Raw genomic sequence first — 23,734 nt, 5'->3', positions numbered from 1 at the left:
AAATTCCTCCCTTCGGCTGCCCGCTATCCCGAGGTGACGAAGTCGTACATGGCCATCGGGCCGAGAACCCGCACGTCGATCCGGTCAGCCCATTCGCGCCGCAGTTCGCCGAGCACCATCTCGAAGTCGGCCTCCTGGTCCATCCGCACCATGAAGGCGACGTTGGCGGCGTCCCGCTCGTGTGTGGCGTCCCGGATGACGGCCGCCACCGTGCACGGGGCGAAGCAGTCGACCACGGTCTGGGTGTCGGCCTCCCGCTTGACGGCGATCGCCTGGGTGATCAGCTCGCCGATGCGGATCCGCTCGTCACGGGTCACGTCCTCCGGCCGGCCGCGAATCCGGTCGCGGAGTCGTCTGACCTCGGGGTTCTCCGCGAGGATCTCGCGGAGAACCCACTTCTCCGCGTAGGTCGCCCTGACGACGTACTGGACGTGCCCTTCGACCTCCTTCAGCGCGGCGGCGAACTCGTCGTGGTGAGGTTCCAGCAGTTCGCCGACAACGGCCTCCGGCGACGTCAGCACGGCGCCGAACCTGAGGGGCAGCACCGGCACCTCGGCGGCGGCGCCGTCCAGCAACGCCTCGTGCCCCACGAGGTCCTCCGCCCGTCCGAGCGGGCGGTCCACCGCCACATCGCTGACCAGAGCCCCGATCCGGCCGTGCCGGATGAGTCTCACCCGGCCGGGCGGGTCGCCCACGCCGACCGCGTCCGGGCTGATGTCCACGTCCTCGGGCACGATCCCGTACACGTAGCAGGCGATGCCGTCGTCACCCTTGGGGGCGGCGGCCCTCGCCGGCCGCGATGTTTCCGTAGAGCTCGACATCTCAGCCCCCGCTCCTTCGCCGCACCCGCCGTTCCGGCTCCGGCTCCTCCAGCGCGCCCGCGATGTAGTCGTGCAGTTTCTCCCCCGCGGCTTCGATCACTCCCTGGGCCGCGCCCTTGGTCTTGCCGCGCGCGACCCCCTCCGTGACGTCGCCGACGAGTTCGGGGAGCCCCGCCTTGCTCTGTTCGAGGTCCAGCCGGTTCACCGCCTCCGCGAAACGCAGGTAGGTGTCCACGCTCGCCACCACGACACGCGCGTCGATGGTGAGCACCTCGATGCCGACGAGCGAGACCCGGGCGAAGGCGTCGATGACGAGCCCCTTGTCCAGGATCGTGTCGATGACATCTGCCAGGCCTGAACCCGACGGGCGGTCCGGCAACCCTCCGCCCCCCGAAGGAACGGTCACCGTCATTCCCTCCACCTCCTCGTATGTGCCTCTTCCCTGCGCGGTCACGCCCCCGTGAGCGATCTCACGCTCGATGTGACCCCGCCTCGCGCCGGCTCCTCGACGCCGTTCTCACGGTGCCGGCCCGTCTCTGGCGCCGGCGTCCTCGGAACCCGCCGTCACCGGCCGTGCCGCAACGACGCGGACGACGCCCGTCTCTGCTCGGCCGGGGTTCTGCGGCGCCGCAGCGGACGCTCCTCGGGCTCCTCGTCCTCGTCGGCCTCGTCGCGTTCGCGGGCCGGGCGCTCCTGCCCGCGTCTGCGCGCCGGGCGCTCCGCCATCGGCCTGCGCGGTCTGACCGGCCGCGACGGCCTGCGGCGCTCCTCGGCCTCCGGCTCCTCCTCGTAGGGCTCGCCCTCGGCCTCCTCCTCATAGGGCTCTTCCTCGTACGGCTCGCCCTCTTCGGACTCGGCCTCTTCCTCGTAGGGCTCCTCCTCGTAAGGCTCTTCCTCCGCCCGCTCGACAGGCTCGCGCCCCTCTCGCTCCTGCTCCTCCCGCACGGCGGTCTCGTGGTCCTTGACCACCTCACTGTCGTGGATCACGCCACGCCAGCCCTCGATCTCGTCGGGGTGCAGCAGGGCCTGGGTCATGACGTGCCGGCGGAAATTCTTCAGCTCCAGCCGGGCCCGCCGTCCTTGGGCGCGCCACAGGTTGCCGGTGTGCTCGAACATGCCCTGGGGGTGGTACTCCATGGCGAGCAGGACCCGGGTCATGTCGGGCGTGACCTCATGGAAGGTCACCGCGCCGTCGACGTACCCCTTCGGCCCCTGCGACCGCCAGACGATCAGCTTGTCCGGCGTCTGCTCGAGGATGGTCGCCTCCCACGTACGGTGGGACCACCAGATCTGCGCCTTCCAGTCGAGCTTCTCGTCCGACTTCTGGTTGACCATCTCGATCTTCTTCATGAAGCTCGGGAACTGCTCGAACTGGGTCCACTGGTCGTAGACGACGCGCAGCGGGGCGCCGACGTCGACGGCCTCGACGATGTTGGTCAGCTTGAGCTTCTTGCTCTTGCCGCCCTTGCCTCCGCCGACGCGACTGAAGATCCCTTTGACCTTCTCCTTGGCGTAGGCGGCGAGGGCCGACCGCACCGGGTGGCTTCCTCCGCCCTCCGACCCGGTCAGCGAGCTAAGCAGCCCGGACACCCCCGACCTCTCGGCCAGCGAGCTGAGCATCCCGGAACCGGACTTGCCGGTCACCGCCTCCATCAGGCCAGTGCCGCCGTCCTCGACGTACCCCGTCAGCCGTCCCGCGAGCCCGTCGATCCTGCCGGTGAGGTTGGTCAGCGCGCGCTCGGCCACCGCCGTCGCCAGATTCTGGAACTCCTGGCCGAGCCTGGCCGTGGGCAGCTCCTTGATCCCCGCCGCAAGCGGTCCTTCCCTCGTCTGCTCAGTCACCTGCCCGGCCATACCGCTCACCTCCGAGCCCGCGTGACGGGCCGGGCCGGGCGCTGTGGTCTCCGCCTCGGCTTCTCCTCGCGCTCCGTCGCCTTGGACTCCTCGTAGTCGTCCTCGTAGGGAGTCTCGTCGTACTCGTCTTCGTACTCGTCCTCGAAGCCCTCTTCCGGTTCCGGCCGCGCGGGAGCCTTGCCCCTCTGCCTGGGAATCCGGTCGCCGACCTTCTCAGCGGCCTTACTCGCACGCCCGGCGGCCTCGCCTGCTCGGCCGGCCGCCCGTCCTGCGACCTCGCCTGCCCGCTCTCCCGCCTGTCCGGCGGCAGCGGTGGCGGCGCGCAGCGACTCCGCGCGCTGGTGCAACCGGTCGCTCAGGGCGTCGATCCGCTTGCTCGTCGCGTTGACGGCAGCGGCCTTGCCGATCTCCAGCAGGTCACCGCGCACACGCTCAGTGACCTTCCCGACTTCGGGAGCGGCGCCGCCGAGCAGCCTGGTCCCCTCTTCGAGCAGACCGCCGACGCCGACCCCCTTCAGACGCTTGGCCAGCACGGCCGTCGCCAGCGCCGCGGCCAGTCTGAGCTTGTGGTGCCGGCCGAGGTAGTAGCCGGCGACCACGGCGGCGGCCACCTTGCATTCGTCCTTCATCGTCACTCCTCATGTGCTCGCCCGCCCGATCCCGGCGTGTCGCGCCGCCAGATCAGCGGGTCCCCTGCCCCTTAAACCGGCATAGAAACACATATGTCTTAGTAGAGGACAAAATCGGTTAAAGCCCCCTATTGCGCTTGCTCCTGCGATACAGGCGTTATCTGCGCTTTTTGGGACTTTCAAGACGTGTCGGTGACTGAACCTCGCCCCACCCGGCGTCATCACGCTACGCAAACGGGGTAGTACGGGTGATCGATAGAGGAAAACGGACACACCAATCAAGGGTGAAGTGGGGGATTCACATGGCAGGGTCCAGGACGCCGCCGGTACAGGGCATACCCGCTCAGCGGGAGAGCGGCGCCGAGAAGAGTCCCGCACAGGGTCAGAGCACCCTCACCCGGGAGCGCCGGACCGAATCGGCTCTGGTGACCGATCGGGGGCGCACCACCATCGCCGCGGAGGCGGTCGCGAAGATCGCGGGCGTCGCCGCCAGGGAGATCCCCGGAGTGCACGATTTCGGCACCGGAACGGCACGGATGTTCGGCGCGCTCAAGGGCAAGCTCGGGGTCGACGAAAGCGTCACCCGGGGAATCGCCGTCGAGGTCGGTGAACGTCAGGCCGCGGCGGACATCGCCCTGGTCGTGGAGTACGGCGTCGCCATCCCCGACCTCGCCGGGGCCGTACGACGCAACGTGATCAACTCGGTCGAGAACATGTGCGGGCTCGAGGTCACCGAAGTCAACATCGCGGTCGACGACGTGCACCTGCCCAGCGAGGACGAGGGCGAGGGCGGCGAAACCCAGACGGCGCCGCGGGTCGAATGAGCGGCGCGCTCGCGAAGCTCGTCGCCGAGCGGGCCAGGAGCTGCCCGTACGTGGCGGCGCTTTCGGCCGGCCCGTTCGGGGTGGTGACGACCTATCTGCCGGGCGAATCCGTGCCCGGCGTGTCGGTGAGGGACGACGAGATCGAGGTCAGCGTGGTCGCGAGTTACGGCTCGCCGCTACCGGAGATCGCAGCCGCCGTCCGGGAGGCGATCGGCGACGCGGCCGGCGGCAGGCGGGTGAATGTGACCATCGCCGATGTCCGGCCACTCAAGGCGGTCGAGAAAGACGAGAGGGGATCATCATGAAGCAGCTCCCCGTCATGGCCCTTGCCGGCCTCGCGTTCGGCACGGTGCTCGGCGTGGTCGGGGCCTTCGGCGGCCTCAACGCGTTCCTGATCGTGCTCGTGCTCGGTGTCGTCGGCTTCTTCGTCGGCCTGGCCGTCGAAGGCGGCATCGAGATGCCGACGATGCGGGCGAGACGGCAATGACCGGCGCCGGCGGGCCCGGGGCGGTCGCGATATCGGACCGCGCCTTCACGAAGATCGCGACCGAGGTCGCGGCCGAAGACGACCGGATCGCGGAGCGGCCGCACGTGGAGGCGTCCGTCAGTGGAGGGGTGGCCGCGGTGCGGTACCGGCTCTCCATCCGGTACCCGGCACCCGTGCGGCAGGTCACGTCAGACGTACGGCATCACGTGCGGCAGCGGATGCGCGAGCTCACCGGCATCGACGTGGAGAGCGTCGACATCGACGTCGTCGGGCTCGTGCCCGCGGAGGAGGCTCCATGACGACAGCCGAGACAGGCCCCGGATCGACCCGGCCGTTCCCTGAGCCCGGCGGGCACGTCACCGAGCCCGCCGCGCCGGCACGGCCGAGGGCGGCGGTTCGCGCCTTCCGGCCACGGCGGGCGATACCCTCCGCGATCTCAGCGCTCGCGCTCCTGGCGGCGGGGATTCTGACCGCGCTCGAGACGATCTCGGCGCTGGCGGGCCGCCCGGCCCGGCTCGTGCCGTACGACCGGGTGGCCGAATGGGCCGCGACCACCACATGGCAGGACAGGCAGGCGCTCACGTCGGCGGGCATCACCGCCGTCCTCGGCCTGCTGCTCCTGATGTTCGCGCTGGTCGCCGGACGCCCGCGCCTCGTCGCGCTGCGCACCGGCGACCCCGACCTGGTCGCGGGCGTGCGGCCGCGGACGATGGCCAGGATCCTCGGCGCGGCGGCGAGCGGCGCCGACGGAGTGCGGCGCGCCCGGACGAAGATCCGCGGACGTCAGGTCGTCGTCAAGGCCACGACCGACCTGCGGGACACGGCCGGAGTTGAGGAGCGGGTGCTCACCGCCGTCGAGGACGAGATCGGCAGGCTCGCGCCCATCGGCCGCTACACGGTCCGGGCACACGTGCGAGGACCGTCATGAGGCGCCGCGCGGCCAGGGGCCGAACGCTGGGCCGGGAGACCGCGCGGGCCAACCGGGCCGGTCTCACGACGCTCGGGCTGATCCTGTTCGCCGGAGGTGGGGCGGCCGTCTCCCGCGGCCTCGGCGCCTTCGGCTCCGCCGCGGCGCAGGATCCGCTGCTGGACGGGGGCGTGACGTCCCTCATCCGGCAGGGCTGGTTCTGGCCGGCCGTCGCCGCCGCGTCCATCGTGGTGGCGCTCATCGGGCTGAGCTGGCTGCTCGCCCTGCTCCGGCCCGCACGCCTGCGGCGGGTGCGCCTCGAGTCCGGCACCACGGGGGTCACGGAGATGAACGGCCGTCTGGCAGGCGACACGCTCGGAAGGCAGGTCAGCGGCTTCCCAGGCGTCCGGCAGGCGCGAGCCGTCCTGCGGGGCACGGCCGACAGACCCGCCCTGGACGTGCGCGTCACCACCCGTGACCCGGCCGCGGTGGACTCCGTCCTGGCCCGGCTGCGTGACGAGGCGTTCCCCGCCATCAGGACCACACTGGGGTTCGAGCGTCTGCCCGCGCTCGTGCGTCTGGGGTTCGCGAAGGGCAGGCCGCCCCGCGAGGTCCACTGACCCGCGGGCGCATCGGGGCCGGGCGCAGCCGGGCCCGCTCGCCGTGCGAGCGCCCTCGCAGTGCGAACGCCCTCGGGTGAGAGCACCCTCGAGGTGAGAGCGGCTCGCCGAAAACCCTCGCCGCAAAACGCCTCGCCATGAGACACGCGGCTTGACCCTGCCGACCTGGAGCCTCCGGCATTGCCGGGAATCAGCCTGGCGAGGCGCTCACAGCGCGTTACCGTCGTCGCCGATCCCCGGGGGACTCCGTCTCTCCTGCCGGGGAGATCCGTCCCCTCGGAAAGGCCCCCCCGAATGAGCGTGTTCCTGCGAGCGACGTCCGCCCTCGCCCTGCTGCTGCTCTCCGGCTCCGCCCTGGCCGCCGCACCCGCGCAGGCGCGGTCCTGCGCCTACAGCTCCTGCGGCGAGGTCCGCAACGCGCTGCCGCGGACATTCACGGTGAAGGCCGCCGTCTTCGGCGAGGGGTCGGAACGCTGCGTCACCTACAACGCGGGCGGCTTCCCGTGCCGCACCTACTGGCTGCCCAGCGGGAAGGGCAGCAAGGACGTCGGGGTCGAGGACGCGGACGCGTTCATGGTGACGTCGACGTACCAGGTGGGCCGGTTCGCGGGCACCACCGTTCCCGGGTTCACCTGGACGCGGATCACCTCCCCGCTCACCGCGTTCTGCGGCCTGCCTGGGGACGCGACCACGCCCACGTGCTACTGGTGACGGCGCGTCCACGGCTCTTGACCCGCGGTCACCGGGCGTGCCGGCCGGACCGCGGCATCGGCCGGCTCCTCGCCCCCGGCGGCCTGCACACGTTCGGAGTGCCGCAGGTGCTCACGGGCGGTGGAGAGGATCAGGATGCCGACGACCAGGGCCCCGGCGCCGATGTAGAACGGCACGTGGACGTTGGTGTGCTCCACCAGCTTGCCGGCGACGAAGGGGGCGAGCCCGCCGCCGATGAACCGGACGAACCCGTACGCCGCCGAGGCGATCGGCCGCTCGACCGGGGAGACCGTCATCACGGCCTGGGTGGTCACCGTGTTGTTCACACCGATGAACACCCCCGCCACGATGACGGCCGTGACGAGGACGGGCGGATGATCGGTCCAGATCGCGATCACCAGCACGGTGACGGCGAACAGGGCGAGGTTGGCGTACAGCGTGCGGGCGATGCCGAAACGGCTCTGCAGGCGGGGCGCGCCGAAGACCGCGAAGACGGCGACCAGCACGCCCCAGCCGGTGAAGACGAAGCCGAGCTGGATGGCGTCGAGCCCCATCGGGAACGGCGCGTACCCGAGGACGGTGAAGAACGCCCAGTTGTAACACAGAGCGGTGAGCGACATCGTCAGCAGGCCGCGATGCCGCAGCGCGCGCAGCGGCTCGCCCAGGCCGGTCTTCCTGACCGGAGCCGGCGTCGGCCGCACCAGCACGGCGGTGGAGATCAACGCGATCGCCATCAGGAACGCGACCCCGAAGAACGGCCCGCGCCAGCTGATGTTCCCGAGGAGCCCGCCGAGCAGCGGGCCCACGGCGATGCCCACCCCCAGCGCGGCCTCGTACAGGATGATGGCCCCGATGAATCCGCCGCTCGCCGAGGCGATGATCACGGCGAGGGACGTGGCGATGAACAGCGCGTTGCCCACTCCCCAGCCCGCGCGGAAGCCGACGATCCCCCCGATGCCCGATGAGGCGCCGGCCAGCGCGCTGAACACGACGATGAGGGCGAGTCCGGCCAGCAGGGTGCGCTTGGCACCGATGCGGCTGGACACCCAGCCGGTGATCAGCATCGCGACGGCCGTCACCACCAGATAGCTGGTGAACAGCAGGGTGACCTGGCTGGGAGTGGCGTTCAGCTCACTGGAGATCGCGGGCAGGATCGGGTCCACCAGCCCGATCCCCATGAACGAGACGACGCAGGCGAAGGCGACCGCGAAGACGGCCTTCGGCTGCTTGAAGGGGCTGGCGGCCACGGAATGACCACTCATCGGCATGCTCCACATCAACGGGGGTTCAGAAGGTCCGGCTGGCCGGGCGCTCGTCGGGCATCAGGCTCGTCAGGCTGTCGATGGCCGGCAGCGCGGCGACGAGGCCGTCCACTTCCTCCACGGCGAGCTGGGACAGCAGTTCGGAGAGCAGGGCGGCGCGGGCGGCTCGGCGCTCGGCCAGGGCGGCGCGCCCGGCGTCGGTGACGTGCACCAGCACGACGCGCCCGTCATCGGGGTCGCCCGCGCGTACGGCGAGGCCGGAGTCCTGCAACCGGGAGACGAGCTGGGTCATGGCGGGCTGGGTCACGCCTTCGCCGATCGCCAGATCGGTCAGCCGCCTGGGGCCCGACCGTTCGAGAAGGGACAACACCGACACCGCGGTGAGCGACAGTTCACCCCGGGGGGCCAGCCGCAGGAACATCCGCGTCAGCCGTTCCAGTGCCGTCGTGATCTCCATGGCGGGCAGGTCGCGCGCCCGGCCACCCGAAAAATCCATAAGGAACTTATATCAAGACATTATGTACATCAGGCACCCGGGGGCTCTCCCGCATCGACCGGGCGGCCGCCCATCTTGCGCAACATCGGCACACCGCCCGTACGGACGAACCGGACGACCAGCACCGCCGCCACGACAAGAAAGCAGAGGTTGAGCCAGGTCGTGTAGTTCCACGCCACATGAGCCTCGACGACCCTGGCCGCCCGCTCCCGCGGCGTCAGGCCCAACGCCCAGAAGATCAGCTCGACGAGATACCCGGCGGCGGCCATGGTGAGGAAGAAGGTGCCGGCGACGAACGCGGCCATCCGCAGGCCGTAGTACTTCCGGTAGATATTGAGGATCGGCAGGATGATCAGGTCGGCGAAGATGAACGCGACCACTCCCCCGAAGCTGATCCCGCCGTTCCACAACACCGCCGCCAGCGGCACGTTGCCGATCGAGCACACGAAGCTGACCACGGCGACCAGCGGCCCGACGACCGGCCCCCACAGCGCCGCGAGGAACGGATCCCCGGTGAGGAAGAAGCCCTTCCAGAACTCCATGGGGACCCACGCGGCGAGGGCGCCGGTGATCAGCAGCCCGGTCACGATGTCGCGCCAGATCGCGGCCCACTCCATGACGAAGATGTGCGAGATCGCGGTGAGGCCCCGCGTCGAGGTGAGCCTCCGCAGGAACGAACCCGTGCCCGTCACCGACATGTCCATCGCGGCGTGCCCCTCCATCGATCCGGCCAGCCCCTTGCCGGACTGCCGCAGCGCGTCGGCGACGAGCCTTCGCCGCAGGACGATCCGGTACAGGACCGCGATCAGCACGATCATGATCGGCCCGCCGACGAACTCCGCCAGCGTGAACCGCCAGCCCAGCAGCAGAGCCAGCAGGATGCCCAGTTCGAGTACGAGGTTGGTCGAGGCGATCTCGAAGGTCATGGCGGCGGTGAAGCTCGCACCCTTGCGGAACAGCGACCGCGCGAGCGCCACCGCCGCGTAGGAGCACGACGAGGAGGCCATCCCCAGCCCGGTCGCGGCGGCGAGCGCCCTCGGGGAATCGTCACCCAGCAGGGCGGTGACGGCCTGACGGCGCACCACGGCCTGGACGACCGCGGAAAGGACGAACCCGAGGATCAGAGCCCAGAGGATCTCCCACCCCATGGCTCCGGCGAGCGCCAGCGCGTGCCACAACCAGTCCATCCGCGGACCTCCCGGCAAGCGGCCCCGATCTCGCGGGCGCCGCTTCGTGGGCGGGCTTCTCGGGCCGTGCGTACCCGTACGGCATCGGGTTTAACGACACCGGCCTTTCCAAGATTTGGAGTTCCAGGCCCAATTTCATGGGACAGGCCTCACATAGTGTCTGAAAAAGGACATATATGGATGAAGTTTCAAAAGGAGGAGCCGCCCGGGGAGGAAGGGATGCCGGTGCAGCTACGCCCTTACTCGATCCGGGCTCGCTTCACCCTGGTGACCGCGGTCCTGTCCCTGATCGTCTTCACCCTGATCGGCATCGGCCTGGACTTCGCGATCCGGATCAGGATCCAGGACGGAATCTTCGCCGAATCCCAGCGCCTCGCCACCTCCTGGATCGACTGGCAGCCCTACGCCGCACCGCAGCCCGTCACCACGACCCGGATCGACCTCCTGCAATTCACCGACTCCCACGGCAGGGTGCTCGCGGCCAGCAGAGCGGCCGGCCACGTGCCGATCAGCACGCTGCACCCGCCCCCTGACGACCGGATCCGGCACGGCATCTCCTGCACCCCCGAGCGGTGCGTCGCGTTCACCGTCGTCCGGCTCCCTCTTCTGCAGACGACAATGCTCTGGTCGGGCGAGCCCCACTTCGTCTACGCGGGAATGGTCCAGCCGCCGATCCTCTCGGGCCATCGCCTGGAATGGCTCACCGGCCTCGGCATCGCGCTGATGTCCGCCCTCTCGGCGTGGGTGGCCTGGTGGGTGGTCGGGCGCACGCTGCGGCCGGTGGCGGAGATCCGTGCCAGAACGGCCGAGATCACGGTGAGCGATCTGAGCCTGCGCCTCCCCCAGCCGCCCGGCCGCGACGAGATCGCCCAGCTGGCCCGCACGACCAACCGGACCCTCGCCCGCCTCGAGGAGGCGGTGAACCAGCAGCGCCAGTTCGCCTCCGTCGTCTCGCACGAGCTCAGGACCCCGGTCTCCGCCCTGTACACACGACTGGAGGAGGCCGTCCTCTACCCCGACGAGGTGGATCTCCGGGAGACCGTCGCGGCGGCGCTGTCGACCACGGAGCGCATGCACGCGATCATCAACGACATCCTGGTCCTCGCCCGGATCCGGACCGTCATCCCGGCGCCGCCCGAGCCGATCGACCTCGGCGCCCTGGTCGCCGAGGAATCGGCCGGCCAGGTGAACGGCGCGCCGGTGCGCACGCGCACCGCCGCCGGCCTGATCATCCTCGGCAACCGCATCCAGCTGATCGGCGTGCTGAACAACCTCCTGGTGAACGCCTGCCGGCACGCCCAGACGACCGTGGACGTGAGCATGGCCCGGGCGGGCGGTTACGCCGTGGTGAACGTGGTCGACGACGGGGCGGGCATAGCCCCCGAGGACAGGGAGCGCGTCTTCGAGCCGTTCGTCCGCCTCGCCGACGGCCGCCGGCTCGACCCGGGAGGCAGTGGACTCGGGCTCGCCATCTGCCGCGGGATCGTCAGTGCCCACCACGGCACCTTGAGCATCGAGGACTCACCGCGGGGTGCCCGCTTCGTCCTGCGCCTGCCGCTCATGGAGACGAACCGGTCGACGGCGCACGTGTGACGCGCTCCGGCCGGGCCGGAAGAGGTCGGTCGAGTCGGTAGAGGCCGGCAGAGGTCAGACCAGGCAGAACTCGTTCCCCTCGGGATCGGCCATCACCACATGATCAGGCCGTCCCTGCAGGTCGTCCTGGCGGATCACGGTCGCGCCCGCGGCGGTCAACCGCTCCACCGCCTCGGCCACCCGTGGCCACCGCACCTCCCAGGGCGTGCCGCGCCCGCCGCCGACCTGCACGTCGAGGTGCACCCGGTTCTTCACCGCCTTCGGCTCCGGCACCCGCAGGAAGGACAGGTCGGGACCCACGCCGTCGGGGTCGGACAGGTAGGCGCCGTCATCCCACTCCTCTTCGGGGACGTCGTGATGCGCGAACCACTCCTCCCAGCTCCCGAAGCCCGCCGGCGGCGGCTTCTCCGTGTATCCCAGCGCGAGCGCCCAGAATCTCGCCAGCGTCGCGGGCTGCGCACAGTCGATCGTCAGAGTCCATCTGGTCGCCACGGATCCTCCTCCTCCGGCCGAGTACGGCGTCTGCAAATCATGCCTCTCAGCGGAGGCTGGGGTTCCGGAGGGCCGCCCATCGTGTCCGAGAAGCCGCCCGCGCTTCGGTGCCCGCGGACCGCCGGTCGCCGCACGCAAGAGGATCACATCCCGGCCCCGATGCCGCTCGGCAGGAGGGCCAGGAGTTGTCTGGTGTGGCCGGGCAGCTCGCTTCCCGCGAGGCCCGTGATGAGGTCTCTCAGCGGCATGGGCCGGTCGACCATGACGGTGTCGTTGGACAGGAGCCGGGTGGGCACCAGGGTGTCGAGTTCCGCTTCGCTCAGCGCCGGTCCCCCGAGCGCGCAGAGGGCGTCCGCCTGGAGGCGGATGCGGTCTCGGAGGCCCGAGTTGCCGCCGGCGAGCGCGATGACGCGTTCGATGGTCCAGGTGTCGAGCGCCATCCGGTTGTCGTAGGTCGTGTTCGCTCCCGAAGCGACGGCGGAGACGGCGGTGATGGTGACGGCGTTGACGATGGAGACGTGCGCCAGGATCTGGTCGGCGTTCCACTCACCGGCCGGCGGGACTGGGCTGGGATCGCCGGAGTCGGCCACGGTGGCTGCGGCGTCCAGCAACACGCGGTAGGCGTCCCGCAGGGGGATGGTGTCCATCGAGGTCTTCTTTCTTCAGTCGTGCTTCAGTCGTGCGCGGGGGTCGAAGGGCTGCGGCCGACGCCGCCTCAGGCATGCGCGCGGTACATCTCCCACGGCGCCTGCGGAAGGACCTCGCCCGTCTCGAGCAGCGACTTGAGGTTCGCCAGCACGGCCGGCCATCCGTGCGAGATGCCGCCCAGCATCTCCTGGTTGGGGAGCTTCTCGTGGGTCACGGTGAGCCGGACGATGTCCTGGTGCGGCTCGACGAGGAAGGTGACGACCGACGGTTCTCTCGGCGATTCGGCGTCGGGGGCGTCGTCGAAGGTGATGACCAGGCGCGTCGGGGGTTCGGTCTCGATCACTCGGCCGACGACGTCGACGACGCCTGAGCCGTCGGCGCGCCGGTGCTCCCAGGCCGAGCCCGGCTGCCAGTCCGAGACGTTGGCGTGTCCCCAGTAGCGCGCCGTCAGGTCGGCGTCCGTCAGGGCTCGCCACACCTGCTCCGCGCTCGCGCGGATGTAGGTGACGTAGACGTAGGTGGGAACGGACGTGGGTCCGTCGGTCATCGCGTACTCCTCTGCCTGGTTCTTGATGGCACTGATCGCTTGCAGGCGGGGCTTGTCGAACCCCGAGATCCAGCGCTCCTCGATCTCGTGGATCGGTGTCGGGTTGAGGTAGTGGAGCCGCTCCCGTCCCCGTCGCACGACGGTCACGAGGTTGGCCCGCTCAAGGACGTCGAGATGCTGCGTCGCCGACTGGCGCGCCATGTCCAGGCGTTCGCACAGCTCGCCCAGTGTCTGGCCGTTGTGCTCACGCAGACGGTCGAGCAGGAGTCGCCGGGTGGGGTCGGCCAGCGCTTTGAAGACCGAGTCCATCGCTCTCGCTTCGAGGCTCACGCCGCCCATTATGCAGGTATTCACCTGCATATCGCCAACGGCGGGTCCTCGGTGCCCGGCGGGGGCCGGCGGCGCACCAAAGGGGGCCCGGCCCAGCGCGGGCTGACGCACCGGCGGAGACTCCGATTCGAACATGTCGGAAATGGCGCCCGATGTTCTTGTTCACAGTCGATCTCCGTCTATAAGTTGATGCCGCTCCATACGTCACCGCATCCCCCGGGGAGCTCGCATGACCGGTCAGGACCTCGACCCTCGCACCCCGGTCATCGTCGGAGCCGGTCAGTCGTCGGAGCGCCTGGGCGAGCCCGGCTACCGAAGGTCGTCCCCCGTCGACCTCGCCGCGGCAGCGGTGCGTGAGGCGCTCGGCGACACGGGCGCCGACCCCGCGGCGCTGGCCGAGGCCGTCGACACCGTGGCGGGCGTCCGGCAGTTCGAGACCTCCTCCCCCGGCGCCCCGGCCCCGCTGGGGAGGTCCACGAACTTCCCCCGCTCGGTCGCCCGCAGAGTCGGCGCGGACCCGGCACGGGCGATCCTCGAGGTGACGGGCGGCCAGGGACCGCAGCACCTGGTCAACGAGCTCGCCGCGACGATCGCCGGCGGCGCGTGCGACGTCGCGCTGATCTTCGGTGCCGAGGCGATCTCCACGGTCCGGCACTTCGCCGGCGCACCCGATCGGCCCGACTTCTCCGAGACGGTCGACGGCGACCTGGAAGATCGCGGCTACGGGCTGACGGGGATGGTCTCGCGTCTTCAGGCCGCCCACGGGCTGACCGGAGCCCCCAGCCAGTACGCCCTGTTCGACAACGCGCGCCGCGCCCGGCTGAAGCAGAGCCGCGAGGAGTACGCGGCCGGGATGGGCGCGCTGTTCGCGCCGTTCACCAGGGTCGCCGCCGCGAACCCGCACGCCGCCGCCCCGACCGTGCGCACGGCCGAGGAGCTCGTCACCCCGACCGAGCGGAACCGGATGATCGCCGAGCCGTACACGCGGTATGTGGTGGCCAGGGAGAAGGTCAACCAGGGCGCCGCCGTCCTGCTCATGTCGGTCGCGGCCGCCCGCCGCCTCGGCGTGCCCGAGGACCGGTGGGTCTTCCTTCCGGGCCACGCCGACCTGCGCGACCGCGACCTGCTGGACCGCGCCGACCTCAGCACCGGTCTTGCGGCGATCATGGCGGTCCAGCACGCGCTGGAGGTGGCCGGAATCGGCGTCGCCGACCTGCTCACCATCGATCTCTACAGCTGCTTCCCCATCGCGGTCTCCAACATCTGCGACGGGCTGGGCCTGTCGGCCGACGACCCCCGCGGCCTGACCGTGACCGGCGGGCTGCCGTTCTTCGGCGGAGCGGGCAACGACTACTCGATGCACGCCATCGCCGAGACCGTCCAGCGGTTGCGGGAGGCCCCGGGGTCGTACGGGCTGGTCGGCGCGAACGGCGGGCTCTTGAACAAGTACTCCGCCGGCGTCTACTCCACCACGCCCGGCGACTGGCGGCCCGATCGCAGCGCCACGCTCCAGGCGGAGATCGACTCCTGGCCCACGGTGGAGCAGACCGTCCAGGCCGACGGGTGGGGCACGATCGAGACCTACACCGTCAAGCACCGGCGCGGAGGCGACCGGGTCGGCATCGTCGTCGGCCGTCTCGAGGCGGACGGCAGGCGGTTCCTCGCCAGGACAGCGGACTCCGACGGCGGCATGCTCGACCTGCTGAGCACCGGCGAGCCGATCGGCCGCCGGGTCTACGTCCGCTCCTTCGCGGCGGGCAACCGCGTCACCACCGGCGACGCGCGGATGGACGAGCTCTTCCCGCCCCGTCCGGCCGTCCTGCGGGACGACTACGAGAACGTGCTGGTCCGCCGGGACGGCCACGTCCTGGAGGTCACCATCAACCGGCCGGAGGTGCGCAACAGCCTGCATCCGATGGCCAACGACGAACTCGACGAGGTCTTCGACGCCTACTTCGCCGACCCGGACCTGTGGGTGGCGATCATCACCGGCGCGGGCGACAAGGCGTTCTCCGCCGGGAACGACCTGATCTACTCGGCGTCGGGCAGGCCGATGTGGGTGCCGAAGAACGGCTTCGCCGGGCTGACCGGCCGCCGGGGCATGCACAAGCCGGTCATCGCCGCGGTCAACGGCTACGCGATGGGCGGCGGGTGCGAGATCGCCCTGGCCTGCCATCTCGTCGTCGCCGACGTCACGGCCCGGTTCGCGCTCAGCGAGGTCAGGGTGGGGCTCGTCGCCGGCGCCGGCGGACTGGTCCGGCTGCCCCGGGCGATCCCGGAGAAGCTGGCCACCGAGATGATCCTCACCGGCCGGCGGATCACGGCGGCGGAGGCGGCGGAGCACGGCCTGGTCAACCGGGTCGTCGAGGCCGGAACGGCGCTGGAAGGCGCACGCGCGCTGGCCGCCGAGATCCTCGAGGCGTCGCCGACCTCGGTCCGCACCTCACTGCGGATCATGGAGGAGACGAGGGGCGTCCCCGACGTGATCGACGCGATCAGCCGGCCGTCCGCCGCCCTCGACGGCCTCATGGTCAGCGACGACACGGCCGAGGGGCTGACCGCGTTCGTCCAGAAGCGGCCGCCGCGCTGGCGCAACCGTTGAGAGCGGGTGACCGCCGAGTACGGCCCGCCGCGCGAGTACGGCCCGCCGCGGCCGTTGAGGGCGGCGAACTCCCGCGTACGGCCCGCGGAGACCGACGTGGTCAGGCCCGCGGTTCAGGAGGTGACCGCGCACCGGCCGCGATCCGCCCTGACGGGACCCGCCGCGGTGGGACGCACGTCGAAGTCGAAGATCGCCGTGGGGATGTAGAGCGAGCAGCAGGCGTTCGGGATGTCGACGATCCCGCTGATCCGGCCCTCGATCGGCGCGGCTCCGAGGAGCAGGTACGCCTGTTCGCCCGAGTAGCCCCACTTCTTCAGGTACTCGATCGCGTTGAGACAGGCCCGGCGGTAGGCCAGGGTCGCGTCGAGATAGTGGTTGGCGCCACTCTCGTGGTCGACGGAGATCCCGATGAACGACAGGAACTCGGAGTAGCGCGGCTCGACGTTGCCCGGCAGGAAGATCGGGTTGGTCGTCACGCCGTACTTCTCCATGCCGTCCTTGATGAGATCGACGTGGAAGTCGATGAACCCGCCCATCTCGATCGCGCCGCAGAAGGTGATCTCGCCGTCGCCCTGGCTGAAGTGGAGATCGCCCACGGACAGCTTGGCGCCCTCGACGAACACGGGACACAGGACCCGTGCGCCCCGGGTGAAGTTCTTGATGTCCTGGTTCCCGCCGTTCTCACGGGGAGGAACCGTACGGGCGCCCTCGGCGGCGATGCGGGCCGCCACCGACCCGGTGGCCGTGCCGGTGACGGCGTTTCGAGGCTCCGGCGGCAGGCCCAGCTCGGGGACGCGGCCGGGATCGGTGTCGATCAGCGCCTGTTCCCGGCGGTTCCAGGCCGCGAGCAGGTCGGGAGACGGCGCCGTGCCGAACAGACCGGGATGGGTGATCCCCGTGAACCGGACACCCGGCAGGTGGCGGGAGGTCGCCTGCTGCCCGTGGAAGTCCCAGATCGCCTTGTAGGCGTCGGGGAAGTGGTCGGTGAGGAAGCCGCCGCCGTTGACCTTGGCGAAGATCCCCGTGTAGCCCCAGCCCTGTCCCGCGATCTCGCCCGTCTGCTGCGGTACGGGACCGAGATCGAGGATGTCGACGACCAGCAGGTCGCCGGGTTGCGCCCCCTCGATCGCCACGGGCCCGCTCAGCATGTGCGGGAGCGTCAGATCGATGTCCCTGACGTCGTTCGCGGAGTCGTTGTTCCCGATCTGGGCGTCGGTCCAGTCCCTGCACTCCACCCGGAACTCGTCCCCCGGCCGTACGGTCACGACGGCGGGGACGTCCGGGTGCCACCTGTTGTGGCCGGGCACCTCCTGATCCCGCATGGAGCGGGACTGGTCCACCTGGAACACGACCTCAGGCATGGGGACCTCGTCCGTTGACGCCCGGCCTCCGCGCGTGATCTCCGCTTCGGTCCGCAGGCGGTCTTCCGCGCGGGTCCGGGTGGCGGTTCAGGGGGCCGTCAGCGGCGCCGCCCACGACGTGGCACGTTGGAGACGACCTCGGGTTCGTCCCGGCTCCGCTCCTCCTGTGCCAGCGCGCCGGCCAGTGCCGAGGCCAGCCGGGACAGGCGGGGGGTGGAGTAGACGCGGCGGGCTCCCTCACCGCACCATGGGCACTCCCGATGCGACGACGCGGTCCCCATGGGCAGGACCACGTCGAACGGCCCGCAGGCCGGGCACACGAATTCATAGGTGGCCATGGCACCCCCCGTTGAGCACGATCCGGACATCCGGGGCCACATGCCCACAGTACGCCCGGCCATCCAGGAGATCCGCGTCAGCCGTCCAGCCTGCCGACGGCCTCGACGACGGCCAGCGCGCCGTCCTCCGCGCCGACGCGGCCGGCGAGTTCGGCGGCCCTGCGCCGATAGGCCGGTTCGGACACGGCGGCGCCGAGTGCATCGGCCAGCCGGTCGGCCGACAGGTGCCGGAGCGGTATCGCGCCAGGACCCACACCCAGCGCGGACAGTCGCGCGGCCCACAGGCGCTGGTCGGCGACGGCGGGCAGGCCCACGGCGGGAACGCCGGCCCGTATTCCTGCCGCCGTGGTCCCGCTGCCGGCATGGTGGGCCACCGCGGCCGTCCGCGGGAACAGCCAGTCGTGCGGCACGTCCTCGACGCCCAGCACGTCGTCGCCCTCCGCCGCCATGCCCGCGGGCCCGGTCTGCAGCACGCCCCGCAGCCGTGCCCGCCGGAGCGCGGCCAGCGCGATCTCGGTCTGCCGGTCGAGGCTCCCGGAGGCCATGCTGCCGAAACCGATGAACACCGGGGGCGGGCCCGACTCCAGGAAATCGAGCAGTCTCGCCGGAGGCCGCCAGCCGGGCGCGCGCTCGGGCCACCAGTAGCCGACCACCTCCAGCCCCTCCCTCCAGTCCGCCGGGCGCGGGAGCACGCAGGGGCTGTATCCGTGGAGGACCGGCCATCGGGTGGCCTCGCGGCGCCGGTAGACCTCCCTGGAGGTCGTCGCGGGAAGACCGAGCCGGGCGCGCAGATCCTTGGCGGAGCCCGCGTGCGCGGGAGACGGGACGACGAACAACAAGCGGGCGGCGGCCCGGTTGCCCCACCGGCCGAGCGAGCGGGAGAAGGCGCCCATGACCGGCGGGAAGTCTCCGGTCGGCTCTATCGGCTGCAGGTGGACGCCGATGCTGGGGAGTCCCATGGCCTCGGCCACGTGATATCCGGCGGACGCCGGGGCGTTCAGGAGGAGCACGTCGGCGCCCCGCTCCGCCGCCTGGACGATCCCGTCGGCCGTCTGCCTGCCGTACTCGGCGAACATCCTCGCCTTGGCCGCCGGCGCGGCCTTCAACCCGCCGGCCGCCACGGGAAGGAGCGGAATCGGATCTCCGGGAATGGCGCGGAACTCTAGGCCGGAGGTGGTCACAAGGTGGCCGTAGGGCTGGTGCGCGGCGATCGCGACCTCATGGCCCGCGTCACGGAGGCGGGCTCCCAGGCCGGTGTACGGTGCGACGTCGCCACGGGTCCCGAGCCCGATGATCAGCACCCGCATGCGGAGAGATCTCTGGTGCACAGGTGAACGATGGGCATGGTTCGTCCTCTCGGGCGATTACAATGCACCCGCATCGTAAAATGCGCCATCCCCGGGAATCAATACGAGTGCATTGGAAAGACCGGAAAATGCCCAAGATCGTCGATCACGAGGCGCGGCGGCGGCTCATCGCCGACGCTCTGCTCCGCATCGCGTCGAGGGACGGGCTGGACGCGGTGAGCCTGCGGGAGGTCGCGGCGGAGGCAGGCGTGTCGATGGGCATGGTCCAGCACTACTTCGCCACCAAGGACCAGATGCTCATGTTCGCCCTGACCCAGCTGAACGCCAGGATCGGCGAACGGGTGGCCGGCGCCATGGACGCGCCGTCGCCACGGGCGTTCCTGCGGGCCGCGATCCTGGAACTCCTCCCGCTCGACGACGAGCGCCGTTCGGAGTCCCGCATCGGCCTCGCCTATCTGGCCCGATCAGTCGTCGCCGACGAACTGGCGGACCTGCTCCGCCAGGCCCTGCCGTACGTGATCGGCTTCTATGCCGAGCAGATCCGCGCCGCGCAGGAACTCGGCCAGGTGCACGCGGACCTCGACCCGCGGATCGAGGCGGTCATCCTGTACACGATGGCCCAGGGGCTGGTGAACCCCGCCCTGATCGGTCATCTCTCTCCGGAGGATGTGGCCGCGACGGTCGACTACCACCTCGACCGGCTCTTCCTCACGTCCGGGTGATCGCGTCGCGGCGGCGGATCAGGAAGGCTCGCTCCGCCCCGTTGCGCGCACGGGCGATCGCCGACTCGTAGGCCGGCACGGCCTCCTCGTCCCGGCCCAGGCGCCGGAGCAGATCTGCGCGTACGGCATGGAAAAGGTGATATCCATCCAGGTCGAGATCGTCGACGAGGGCGAGCGCCGGTCCCGGGCCGTCGACCTCGGCCACGGCGACCGCCCGGTTGAGTGCCACGACCGGGGTCGGCGTGAACGTCAGGAGCAGGTCGTACAGCTGGAGGATCTGCCGCCAGTCGGTCGCGGCGGCGGTGGCCGCGTCGCTGTGGACGGCGTTGATCGCCGCCTGGATCTGGTACGGCCCGGGCCTGTCGCGGCGCAGGCAACGCCGGACGAACTGCCGTCCCTCCTCGGCGAGGTCGTGATCCCACAGGCTCCGGTCCTGGTCGGCCAGCAGGACCAGGTCGCCGGCCGGGGTGGTGCGGGCCTTCCTGCGTGACTGGACGAGGATCATCAGCGCGACGAGCCCCATGACCTCAGGTTCGTCGGGCATGAGTTCGGCCAGGAGACGTCCCAGCCGCACTGCCTCGGCACAGAGGTCCTCACGGACCAGGCGGTCGCCTGAGCCGGCCGCGTAACCCTCGTTGAAGATCAGGTAGAGGACGGCGAGCACGGCCTGGAGCCGCTCGGGCAGGTCGGCCTCCCTCGGCACCCGGTACGGGATGCGCGCGTCACGGATCTTCCCCTTGGCCCGGACCAGCCGCTGGGCCATGGTCGGTTCGGGCACCAGGAACGCACCCGCGATCTCGGCGGTGGTCAGTCCGCCAAGGAGCCGGAGCGTCAGCGCGATCTGGGCGGCCGGGGCGAGCGCGGGATGGCAGCAGGTGAAGATCAGGCGCAGCCGGTCGTCGTGCACGGGCCCCTCCTCGTCCGGGGCGTCCCGGGCGTGCAACAAGGCCGCCTGGGCGTGCCGGTCCTCCCTGGACGCCTCGCGCCGCAGGCGGTCGATCGCCCGGTTGCGGGCGGTGGTGATGATCCAGCCCGCGGGGCTCGCAGGCCGTCCGTCCGAGGGCCACCGCCACACCGCCGTCGCGAACGCCTCCTGAACGGCCTCTTCGGCGATGTCGACGTCGCCGAAGGCGCGCACCAGCACGGCCACCGCCCGGCCGTACTCCTGGCGGAACACGCCGTCGATCTCCGAGGTGGACACGGGTGCCATGGCGGACGTCAGCCCTCCCTCTCCCTGCGCGGCCCGGCTCTTATGGGGAAGAGCCTGCCTCATCTGATACTCGCGGACACCGGGCTCCCATCGTCTACACGAACGGCCCCCGCCCGAATCGACGGCGCAACCGGAACTCCCGCCTCTCGGGCAGGATGTACTGATGATGATCCTGCTGTCCGGGTTGCCGGGAACCGGGAAGAGCACACTGGCGCAAGCCCTCGGCCGCGCGCTTCCGGCTGCGGTCTTCTCCGTCGACCCGATCGAGTCCACCATGGTGACCGCCGGGTTGCCCCGGGGATTCACCACAGGCCTGGCGGCGTACGGCGTGGCCCAGCGGCTGACCGGCGACCACCTCGCGCTCGGCCAGTCGGTGGTGGCGGACGCCGTCAACGACGTCGAGGAGGCGCGGGACGCCTGGCGCGAGATCGCCGCCCGCAACGGCGTACGGCTCCGCGTAGTCGAGTGCGTGTGCTCCGACCCGGCGCTGCACAGGGAACGCCTGGAAGCACGTGATCGCGGCCTGGCCATACCCGAGCCGACCTGGGACTCCGTACAGCGCCGGCGAGACGAGTGGACGCCTTGGCCGGAGCAGACCATCGTGGTGGACTCCGCGAGATCCTTGTCGGAGAACCTCTCCAGGGTCCTCGCGGCCCATCGTCCGCCACGACATAGGGGTGGCATCTGACGTTCCACCTGTCCGGCGAAGATCGCCCCATCCGCCTCGCAACGCGCCTCGACACCCGAGCATCGTCAACGGGTCCATCGCTGCGGCGTTACGCGGTCGCCTATTTCGTGGTGGACGCCGACGGCCTGGCGCGACGTTCCCTCTATCTGGACCGCTTGGAGAACACCGTGCTGATGCGGCAGATCAGCACGATCATCGATGAGTTCCGCGAGGGGCTCACGCGCCGTCCACCCAGGGCGTTTCCGCACTGATCCGCGGCCGGCGTTTTGTCGGAGGCGTCTGGCAGGTTCTGCGCATGATCTTCTTCGTCTACCGCACGCACTACGAGGGCCCGCTCAGCAAGAGGGTCCGCCGGCTGCCCGACGCCACTGTGCTCGGCTGGTTCCGCCGGGGGTGGGCCGAGGTGGTGGCCGACCAGACCGGGGACGTGGACGCCTGGCTTGAGGCGGAGCTCGGCGGCGACGTGTACGGCCTGCACACGATCTTCGACCGGGCCCGCGAGCAGGGGCTGGCGGCGCCGGAGTCCTGGCAGGAGTTGCGCGGCCTTCTCCAGGAGCACCTCTACTTCGAGGGCGAGCTGCGGGTCGACGCGCACAGCGTGCGGGTGCTCACCGACGACGACGAGGTCATGCTGCCGTACTTCTTCTTCGACGACACCCTCACCGGCGAGGTGGCGTACCTGCTCCACGACTGGCCGCTGCCCTCCGACGCCGCCGAGGTGGAAGGTGACGGCGCCACGCATGCGGTTCTGCTGACCTTCCACGACGGCGACAGCATCTGTCAGCAGCCGCCCTTCACCTTCCCCGGCGTCCGCCTGCCGGATCTGGCGGCCCACCTTCGCTCCACGGCCGACGACCTGAAGACCTGGCCAGTCGAGCTGCTCGAACTGCGGGCTCTGGTCGCCCCTGAGGACGACGACCTCGGCTCCGCGCTCGAACGGCGCAACCTGTTGCCCGACTTCGACGAGAGGCCGGCCGAGCTGTACGGCGAGCACGGCGAGGCGCACCGCTTCGCGCTGGCGCAGCTGGCGGACCCCGGTGCGTTCTCCGGCCGGGATCCGGGCCGCACACTCCTGCGAAGCGACGAGCACCTGGCGCAGATGTCGATCCATCTGAGCGGCTTCTTCGGCCACCAGCAGTGGTTCGTCTTCGACGACATGTGGATCGCCAGGCACGAGGACCTCGCGCGGTCGCTTCTGCGCTACGCCACGGTGTGGGACCCGTTCGAGTAGTGAACCGGAGAAGGGCCGAAGGGCACCACGGCTTCGGCGACCGCAGGCTCCTCGCCCTTCTTCAGCGCGCGAGTGCAGGGCTGATCACCCCTCACCGGCGGCCACCCGTCCGTCGGGACGAAGGACCGCTCGGGGATGGTCCGGCCGGCTACGCCGGTCACTTCTCGGCGGGCTCGTAGATCAGGGAGAGCACGCCGGTCTTGAAGGTCGTCGAGGAGGTGAGCTTCAGCGGGACCCGCTGACCATCCTCGAACAGCCGCTGCCCCTGGCCGACGGCGATCGGGTGGACCAGAAGACGCAGTTCGTCGAGCAGCCCGTGCCGCAACAGCGAGCGGACGAGCGTGGTGCTGCCGCTCATGCTGATGTGCTTGCCCGGCCGGTTCTTCAGCTCGGTGATCTGCTCGACCAGGTCGCCGCGGAGCAGAGTGGTGTTCTCCCAGTCGGCGGAGTCGAGCGTCGACGAGATGACGTACTTGCTGATGTTGTTGATGTAACCGGCGAACGGGTCGTCCTCGGCGGTCTTGCCGGGCCAGTAGGCGGCCCACTCCTGGTACATGACCCGCCCCATGAGGAGCGCGTCCGACTCCTCCATCTGGGCGCCGACGGCCGCGCCCATCTCGTCGTCGAAGTAGGGGAAGTGCCACTGGTCCGGCGCCTCGACGACGCCGTCCAGCGAAATGAAGAACCCCGCGATGATCTTGCGCATTTCCGTTTCCCGTCTCTCGTGGTGTGTCATCACCCTCCCACCGACAACTTGATTCGTCAAGACAGTTTTTATATTCGGTGCTCTGTGACACAGCTCATAGTCGGCTCGCGAAATAACCGGGGACAGTTCCCCTGTTTGCACGTACGTCACAGAAACGGGGA

General features: G+C 70.4%; 28 protein-coding genes. 13 read left to right on the top strand and 15 right to left on the bottom strand.

What is annotated here, in order from left to right; genetic code table 11:
- Positions 1-23 precede the first annotated feature (23 nt).
- The 4 genes from Pph01_RS36980 to Pph01_RS36965 form a co-directional block, all read right to left on the bottom strand.
- Complete coding sequence (locus tag Pph01_RS36980; protein ID WP_204077885.1) at positions 24-821, bottom strand: GvpL/GvpF family gas vesicle protein; 798 nt, start codon at positions 819-821, stop codon at positions 24-26.
- Between the two features lies 1 nt (position 822).
- On the bottom strand, positions 823-1,233 hold the full coding sequence (gene gvpJ, locus Pph01_RS36975) for a gas vesicle protein GvpJ (protein WP_204077884.1): 411 nt from the start codon (positions 1,231-1,233) through the stop codon (positions 823-825).
- Between the two features lie 152 nt (positions 1,234-1,385).
- Positions 1,386-2,663, bottom strand: coding sequence for an SRPBCC family protein (locus Pph01_RS36970; RefSeq protein WP_239117298.1), 1,278 nt, complete (start codon positions 2,661-2,663; stop codon positions 1,386-1,388).
- Positions 2,664-2,680: 17 nt separating this feature from the next.
- Complete coding sequence (locus tag Pph01_RS36965; RefSeq protein ID WP_204077882.1) at positions 2,681-3,304, bottom strand: hypothetical protein; 624 nt, start codon at positions 3,302-3,304, stop codon at positions 2,681-2,683.
- A gap of 302 nt (positions 3,305-3,606) precedes the next feature.
- On the opposite strand from Pph01_RS36965, the gene Pph01_RS36960 reads away from it, so the two are divergent.
- From Pph01_RS36960 to Pph01_RS36930, 7 genes are all read left to right on the top strand, one after another.
- Positions 3,607-4,128, top strand: a complete 522-nt coding sequence (locus tag Pph01_RS36960; RefSeq protein WP_204077881.1) for an Asp23/Gls24 family envelope stress response protein — start codon at positions 3,607-3,609, stop codon at positions 4,126-4,128.
- Positions 4,125-4,433: an Asp23/Gls24 family envelope stress response protein gene (locus tag Pph01_RS36955; protein WP_204077880.1), complete on the top strand. Its 309-nt coding sequence runs from the start codon at positions 4,125-4,127 to the stop codon at positions 4,431-4,433. Before Pph01_RS36960 ends, Pph01_RS36955 begins: the two co-directional genes overlap by 4 nt.
- A complete protein-coding gene (locus tag Pph01_RS36950; RefSeq protein ID WP_204077879.1) occupies positions 4,430-4,615 on the top strand; it encodes a hypothetical protein in 186 nt (61 codons plus the stop codon). The genes Pph01_RS36955 and Pph01_RS36950 overlap by 4 nt, the downstream gene beginning before the upstream one ends.
- Positions 4,612-4,914: an Asp23/Gls24 family envelope stress response protein gene (locus Pph01_RS36945; protein WP_204077878.1), complete on the top strand. Its 303-nt coding sequence runs from the start codon at positions 4,612-4,614 to the stop codon at positions 4,912-4,914. The genes Pph01_RS36950 and Pph01_RS36945 overlap by 4 nt, the downstream gene beginning before the upstream one ends.
- Positions 4,911-5,543: a DUF6286 domain-containing protein gene (locus tag Pph01_RS36940; RefSeq protein ID WP_204077877.1), complete on the top strand. Its 633-nt coding sequence runs from the start codon at positions 4,911-4,913 to the stop codon at positions 5,541-5,543. The genes Pph01_RS36945 and Pph01_RS36940 overlap by 4 nt, the downstream gene beginning before the upstream one ends.
- Positions 5,540-6,142 (top strand): hypothetical protein, encoded by a 603-nt coding sequence (locus Pph01_RS36935; RefSeq protein ID WP_204077876.1) that lies wholly within the window; start codon positions 5,540-5,542, stop codon positions 6,140-6,142. Before Pph01_RS36940 ends, Pph01_RS36935 begins: the two co-directional genes overlap by 4 nt.
- Before the next feature lie 294 nt (positions 6,143-6,436).
- Positions 6,437-6,853: a hypothetical protein gene (locus Pph01_RS36930; protein ID WP_204077875.1), complete on the top strand. Its 417-nt coding sequence runs from the start codon at positions 6,437-6,439 to the stop codon at positions 6,851-6,853.
- On the opposite strand, the gene Pph01_RS36925 is transcribed toward Pph01_RS36930, so the two are convergent.
- The 3 genes from Pph01_RS36925 to Pph01_RS36915 are packed head-to-tail and all read right to left on the bottom strand — an operon-like array spanning position 6,844 to position 9,798.
- Positions 6,844-8,115, bottom strand: coding sequence for an MFS transporter (locus Pph01_RS36925; RefSeq protein ID WP_239117297.1), 1,272 nt, complete (start codon positions 8,113-8,115; stop codon positions 6,844-6,846). The two genes, Pph01_RS36930 and Pph01_RS36925, sit on opposite strands and share 10 nt — an antisense overlap.
- Before the next feature lie 25 nt (positions 8,116-8,140).
- Positions 8,141-8,611, bottom strand: a complete 471-nt coding sequence (locus Pph01_RS36920; protein WP_239117296.1) for a MarR family winged helix-turn-helix transcriptional regulator — start codon at positions 8,609-8,611, stop codon at positions 8,141-8,143.
- A 29-nt stretch (positions 8,612-8,640) separates the two neighbouring features.
- Complete coding sequence (locus tag Pph01_RS36915; protein ID WP_204077873.1) at positions 8,641-9,798, bottom strand: permease; 1,158 nt, start codon at positions 9,796-9,798, stop codon at positions 8,641-8,643.
- A gap of 180 nt (positions 9,799-9,978) precedes the next feature.
- On the opposite strand from Pph01_RS36915, the gene Pph01_RS36910 reads away from it, so the two are divergent.
- A complete protein-coding gene (locus Pph01_RS36910) occupies positions 9,979-11,391 on the top strand; it encodes a sensor histidine kinase (protein ID WP_204077872.1) in 1,413 nt (470 codons plus the stop codon).
- 54 nt (positions 11,392-11,445) lie between these two features.
- On the opposite strand, the gene Pph01_RS36905 is transcribed toward Pph01_RS36910, so the two are convergent.
- The 3 genes from Pph01_RS36905 to Pph01_RS36895 all read right to left on the bottom strand — a co-directional run bounded on the left by Pph01_RS36905 (position 11,446) and on the right by Pph01_RS36895 (position 13,408).
- On the bottom strand, positions 11,446-11,883 hold the full coding sequence (locus Pph01_RS36905) for a VOC family protein (RefSeq protein ID WP_204077871.1): 438 nt from the start codon (positions 11,881-11,883) through the stop codon (positions 11,446-11,448).
- 143 nt (positions 11,884-12,026) lie between these two features.
- Positions 12,027-12,530, bottom strand: coding sequence for a hypothetical protein (locus tag Pph01_RS36900; RefSeq protein WP_204077870.1), 504 nt, complete (start codon positions 12,528-12,530; stop codon positions 12,027-12,029).
- A 68-nt stretch (positions 12,531-12,598) separates the two neighbouring features.
- Entirely contained in the window at positions 12,599-13,408 is an 810-nt protein-coding gene (locus Pph01_RS36895) for an ArsR/SmtB family transcription factor (protein ID WP_239117295.1), read from the bottom strand.
- Positions 13,409-13,637: 229 nt separating this feature from the next.
- Here Pph01_RS36895 and Pph01_RS36890 point away from each other — a divergent pair, with 229 nt between their 5' ends.
- The gene (locus Pph01_RS36890; protein ID WP_204077869.1) at positions 13,638-16,010 is read left to right on the top strand and encodes an acetyl-CoA acetyltransferase; all 2,373 of its coding nucleotides are present in this window, start codon (positions 13,638-13,640) and stop codon (positions 16,008-16,010) included.
- Between the two features lie 113 nt (positions 16,011-16,123).
- Here Pph01_RS36890 and fmdA read toward each other — a convergent pair whose 3' ends face one another.
- The 3 genes from fmdA to Pph01_RS36875 form a co-directional block, all read right to left on the bottom strand.
- On the bottom strand, positions 16,124-17,371 hold the full coding sequence (fmdA, locus tag Pph01_RS36885) for a formamidase (RefSeq protein ID WP_204077868.1): 1,248 nt from the start codon (positions 17,369-17,371) through the stop codon (positions 16,124-16,126).
- A 98-nt stretch (positions 17,372-17,469) separates the two neighbouring features.
- Positions 17,470-17,709 (bottom strand): FmdB family zinc ribbon protein, encoded by a 240-nt coding sequence (locus tag Pph01_RS36880; RefSeq protein ID WP_204077867.1) that lies wholly within the window; start codon positions 17,707-17,709, stop codon positions 17,470-17,472.
- A gap of 77 nt (positions 17,710-17,786) precedes the next feature.
- On the bottom strand, positions 17,787-19,037 hold the full coding sequence (locus tag Pph01_RS36875) for a glycosyltransferase (protein WP_239117294.1): 1,251 nt from the start codon (positions 19,035-19,037) through the stop codon (positions 17,787-17,789).
- 107 nt (positions 19,038-19,144) lie between these two features.
- On the opposite strand from Pph01_RS36875, the gene Pph01_RS36870 reads away from it, so the two are divergent.
- Complete coding sequence (locus Pph01_RS36870) at positions 19,145-19,738, top strand: TetR/AcrR family transcriptional regulator (RefSeq protein ID WP_204077866.1); 594 nt, start codon at positions 19,145-19,147, stop codon at positions 19,736-19,738.
- Here Pph01_RS36870 and Pph01_RS36865 read toward each other — a convergent pair.
- Positions 19,725-20,948: an RNA polymerase sigma factor gene (locus Pph01_RS36865; RefSeq protein WP_204077865.1), complete on the bottom strand. Its 1,224-nt coding sequence runs from the start codon at positions 20,946-20,948 to the stop codon at positions 19,725-19,727. The genes Pph01_RS36870 and Pph01_RS36865 overlap by 14 nt on opposite strands.
- A gap of 163 nt (positions 20,949-21,111) precedes the next feature.
- Here Pph01_RS36865 and Pph01_RS36860 point away from each other — a divergent pair, with 163 nt between their 5' ends.
- From Pph01_RS36860 to Pph01_RS36850, 3 genes are all read left to right on the top strand, one after another.
- Positions 21,112-21,636 carry a P-loop nucleotide/nucleoside kinase family protein gene (locus Pph01_RS36860; RefSeq protein ID WP_204077864.1) on the top strand — a complete coding sequence of 175 codons (525 nt, stop codon included), beginning with the start codon at positions 21,112-21,114 and terminating at the stop codon, positions 21,634-21,636.
- A 110-nt stretch (positions 21,637-21,746) separates the two neighbouring features.
- Positions 21,747-21,887: a hypothetical protein gene (locus Pph01_RS36855; protein ID WP_204077863.1), complete on the top strand. Its 141-nt coding sequence runs from the start codon at positions 21,747-21,749 to the stop codon at positions 21,885-21,887.
- Positions 21,888-21,931: 44 nt separating this feature from the next.
- Positions 21,932-22,867, top strand: a complete 936-nt coding sequence (locus Pph01_RS36850) for a hypothetical protein (protein ID WP_204077862.1) — start codon at positions 21,932-21,934, stop codon at positions 22,865-22,867.
- A gap of 157 nt (positions 22,868-23,024) precedes the next feature.
- On the opposite strand, the gene Pph01_RS36845 is transcribed toward Pph01_RS36850, so the two are convergent.
- A complete protein-coding gene (locus tag Pph01_RS36845; protein WP_204077861.1) occupies positions 23,025-23,573 on the bottom strand; it encodes a dihydrofolate reductase family protein in 549 nt (182 codons plus the stop codon).
- Positions 23,574-23,734: the final 161 nt, after the last annotated feature.

The organism is Planotetraspora phitsanulokensis (assembly GCF_016863295.1).
GTDB classification, from domain to species: domain Bacteria; phylum Actinomycetota; class Actinomycetes; order Streptosporangiales; family Streptosporangiaceae; genus Planotetraspora; species Planotetraspora phitsanulokensis.
This window is presented reverse-complemented; position numbering and strand designations above follow the sequence as displayed.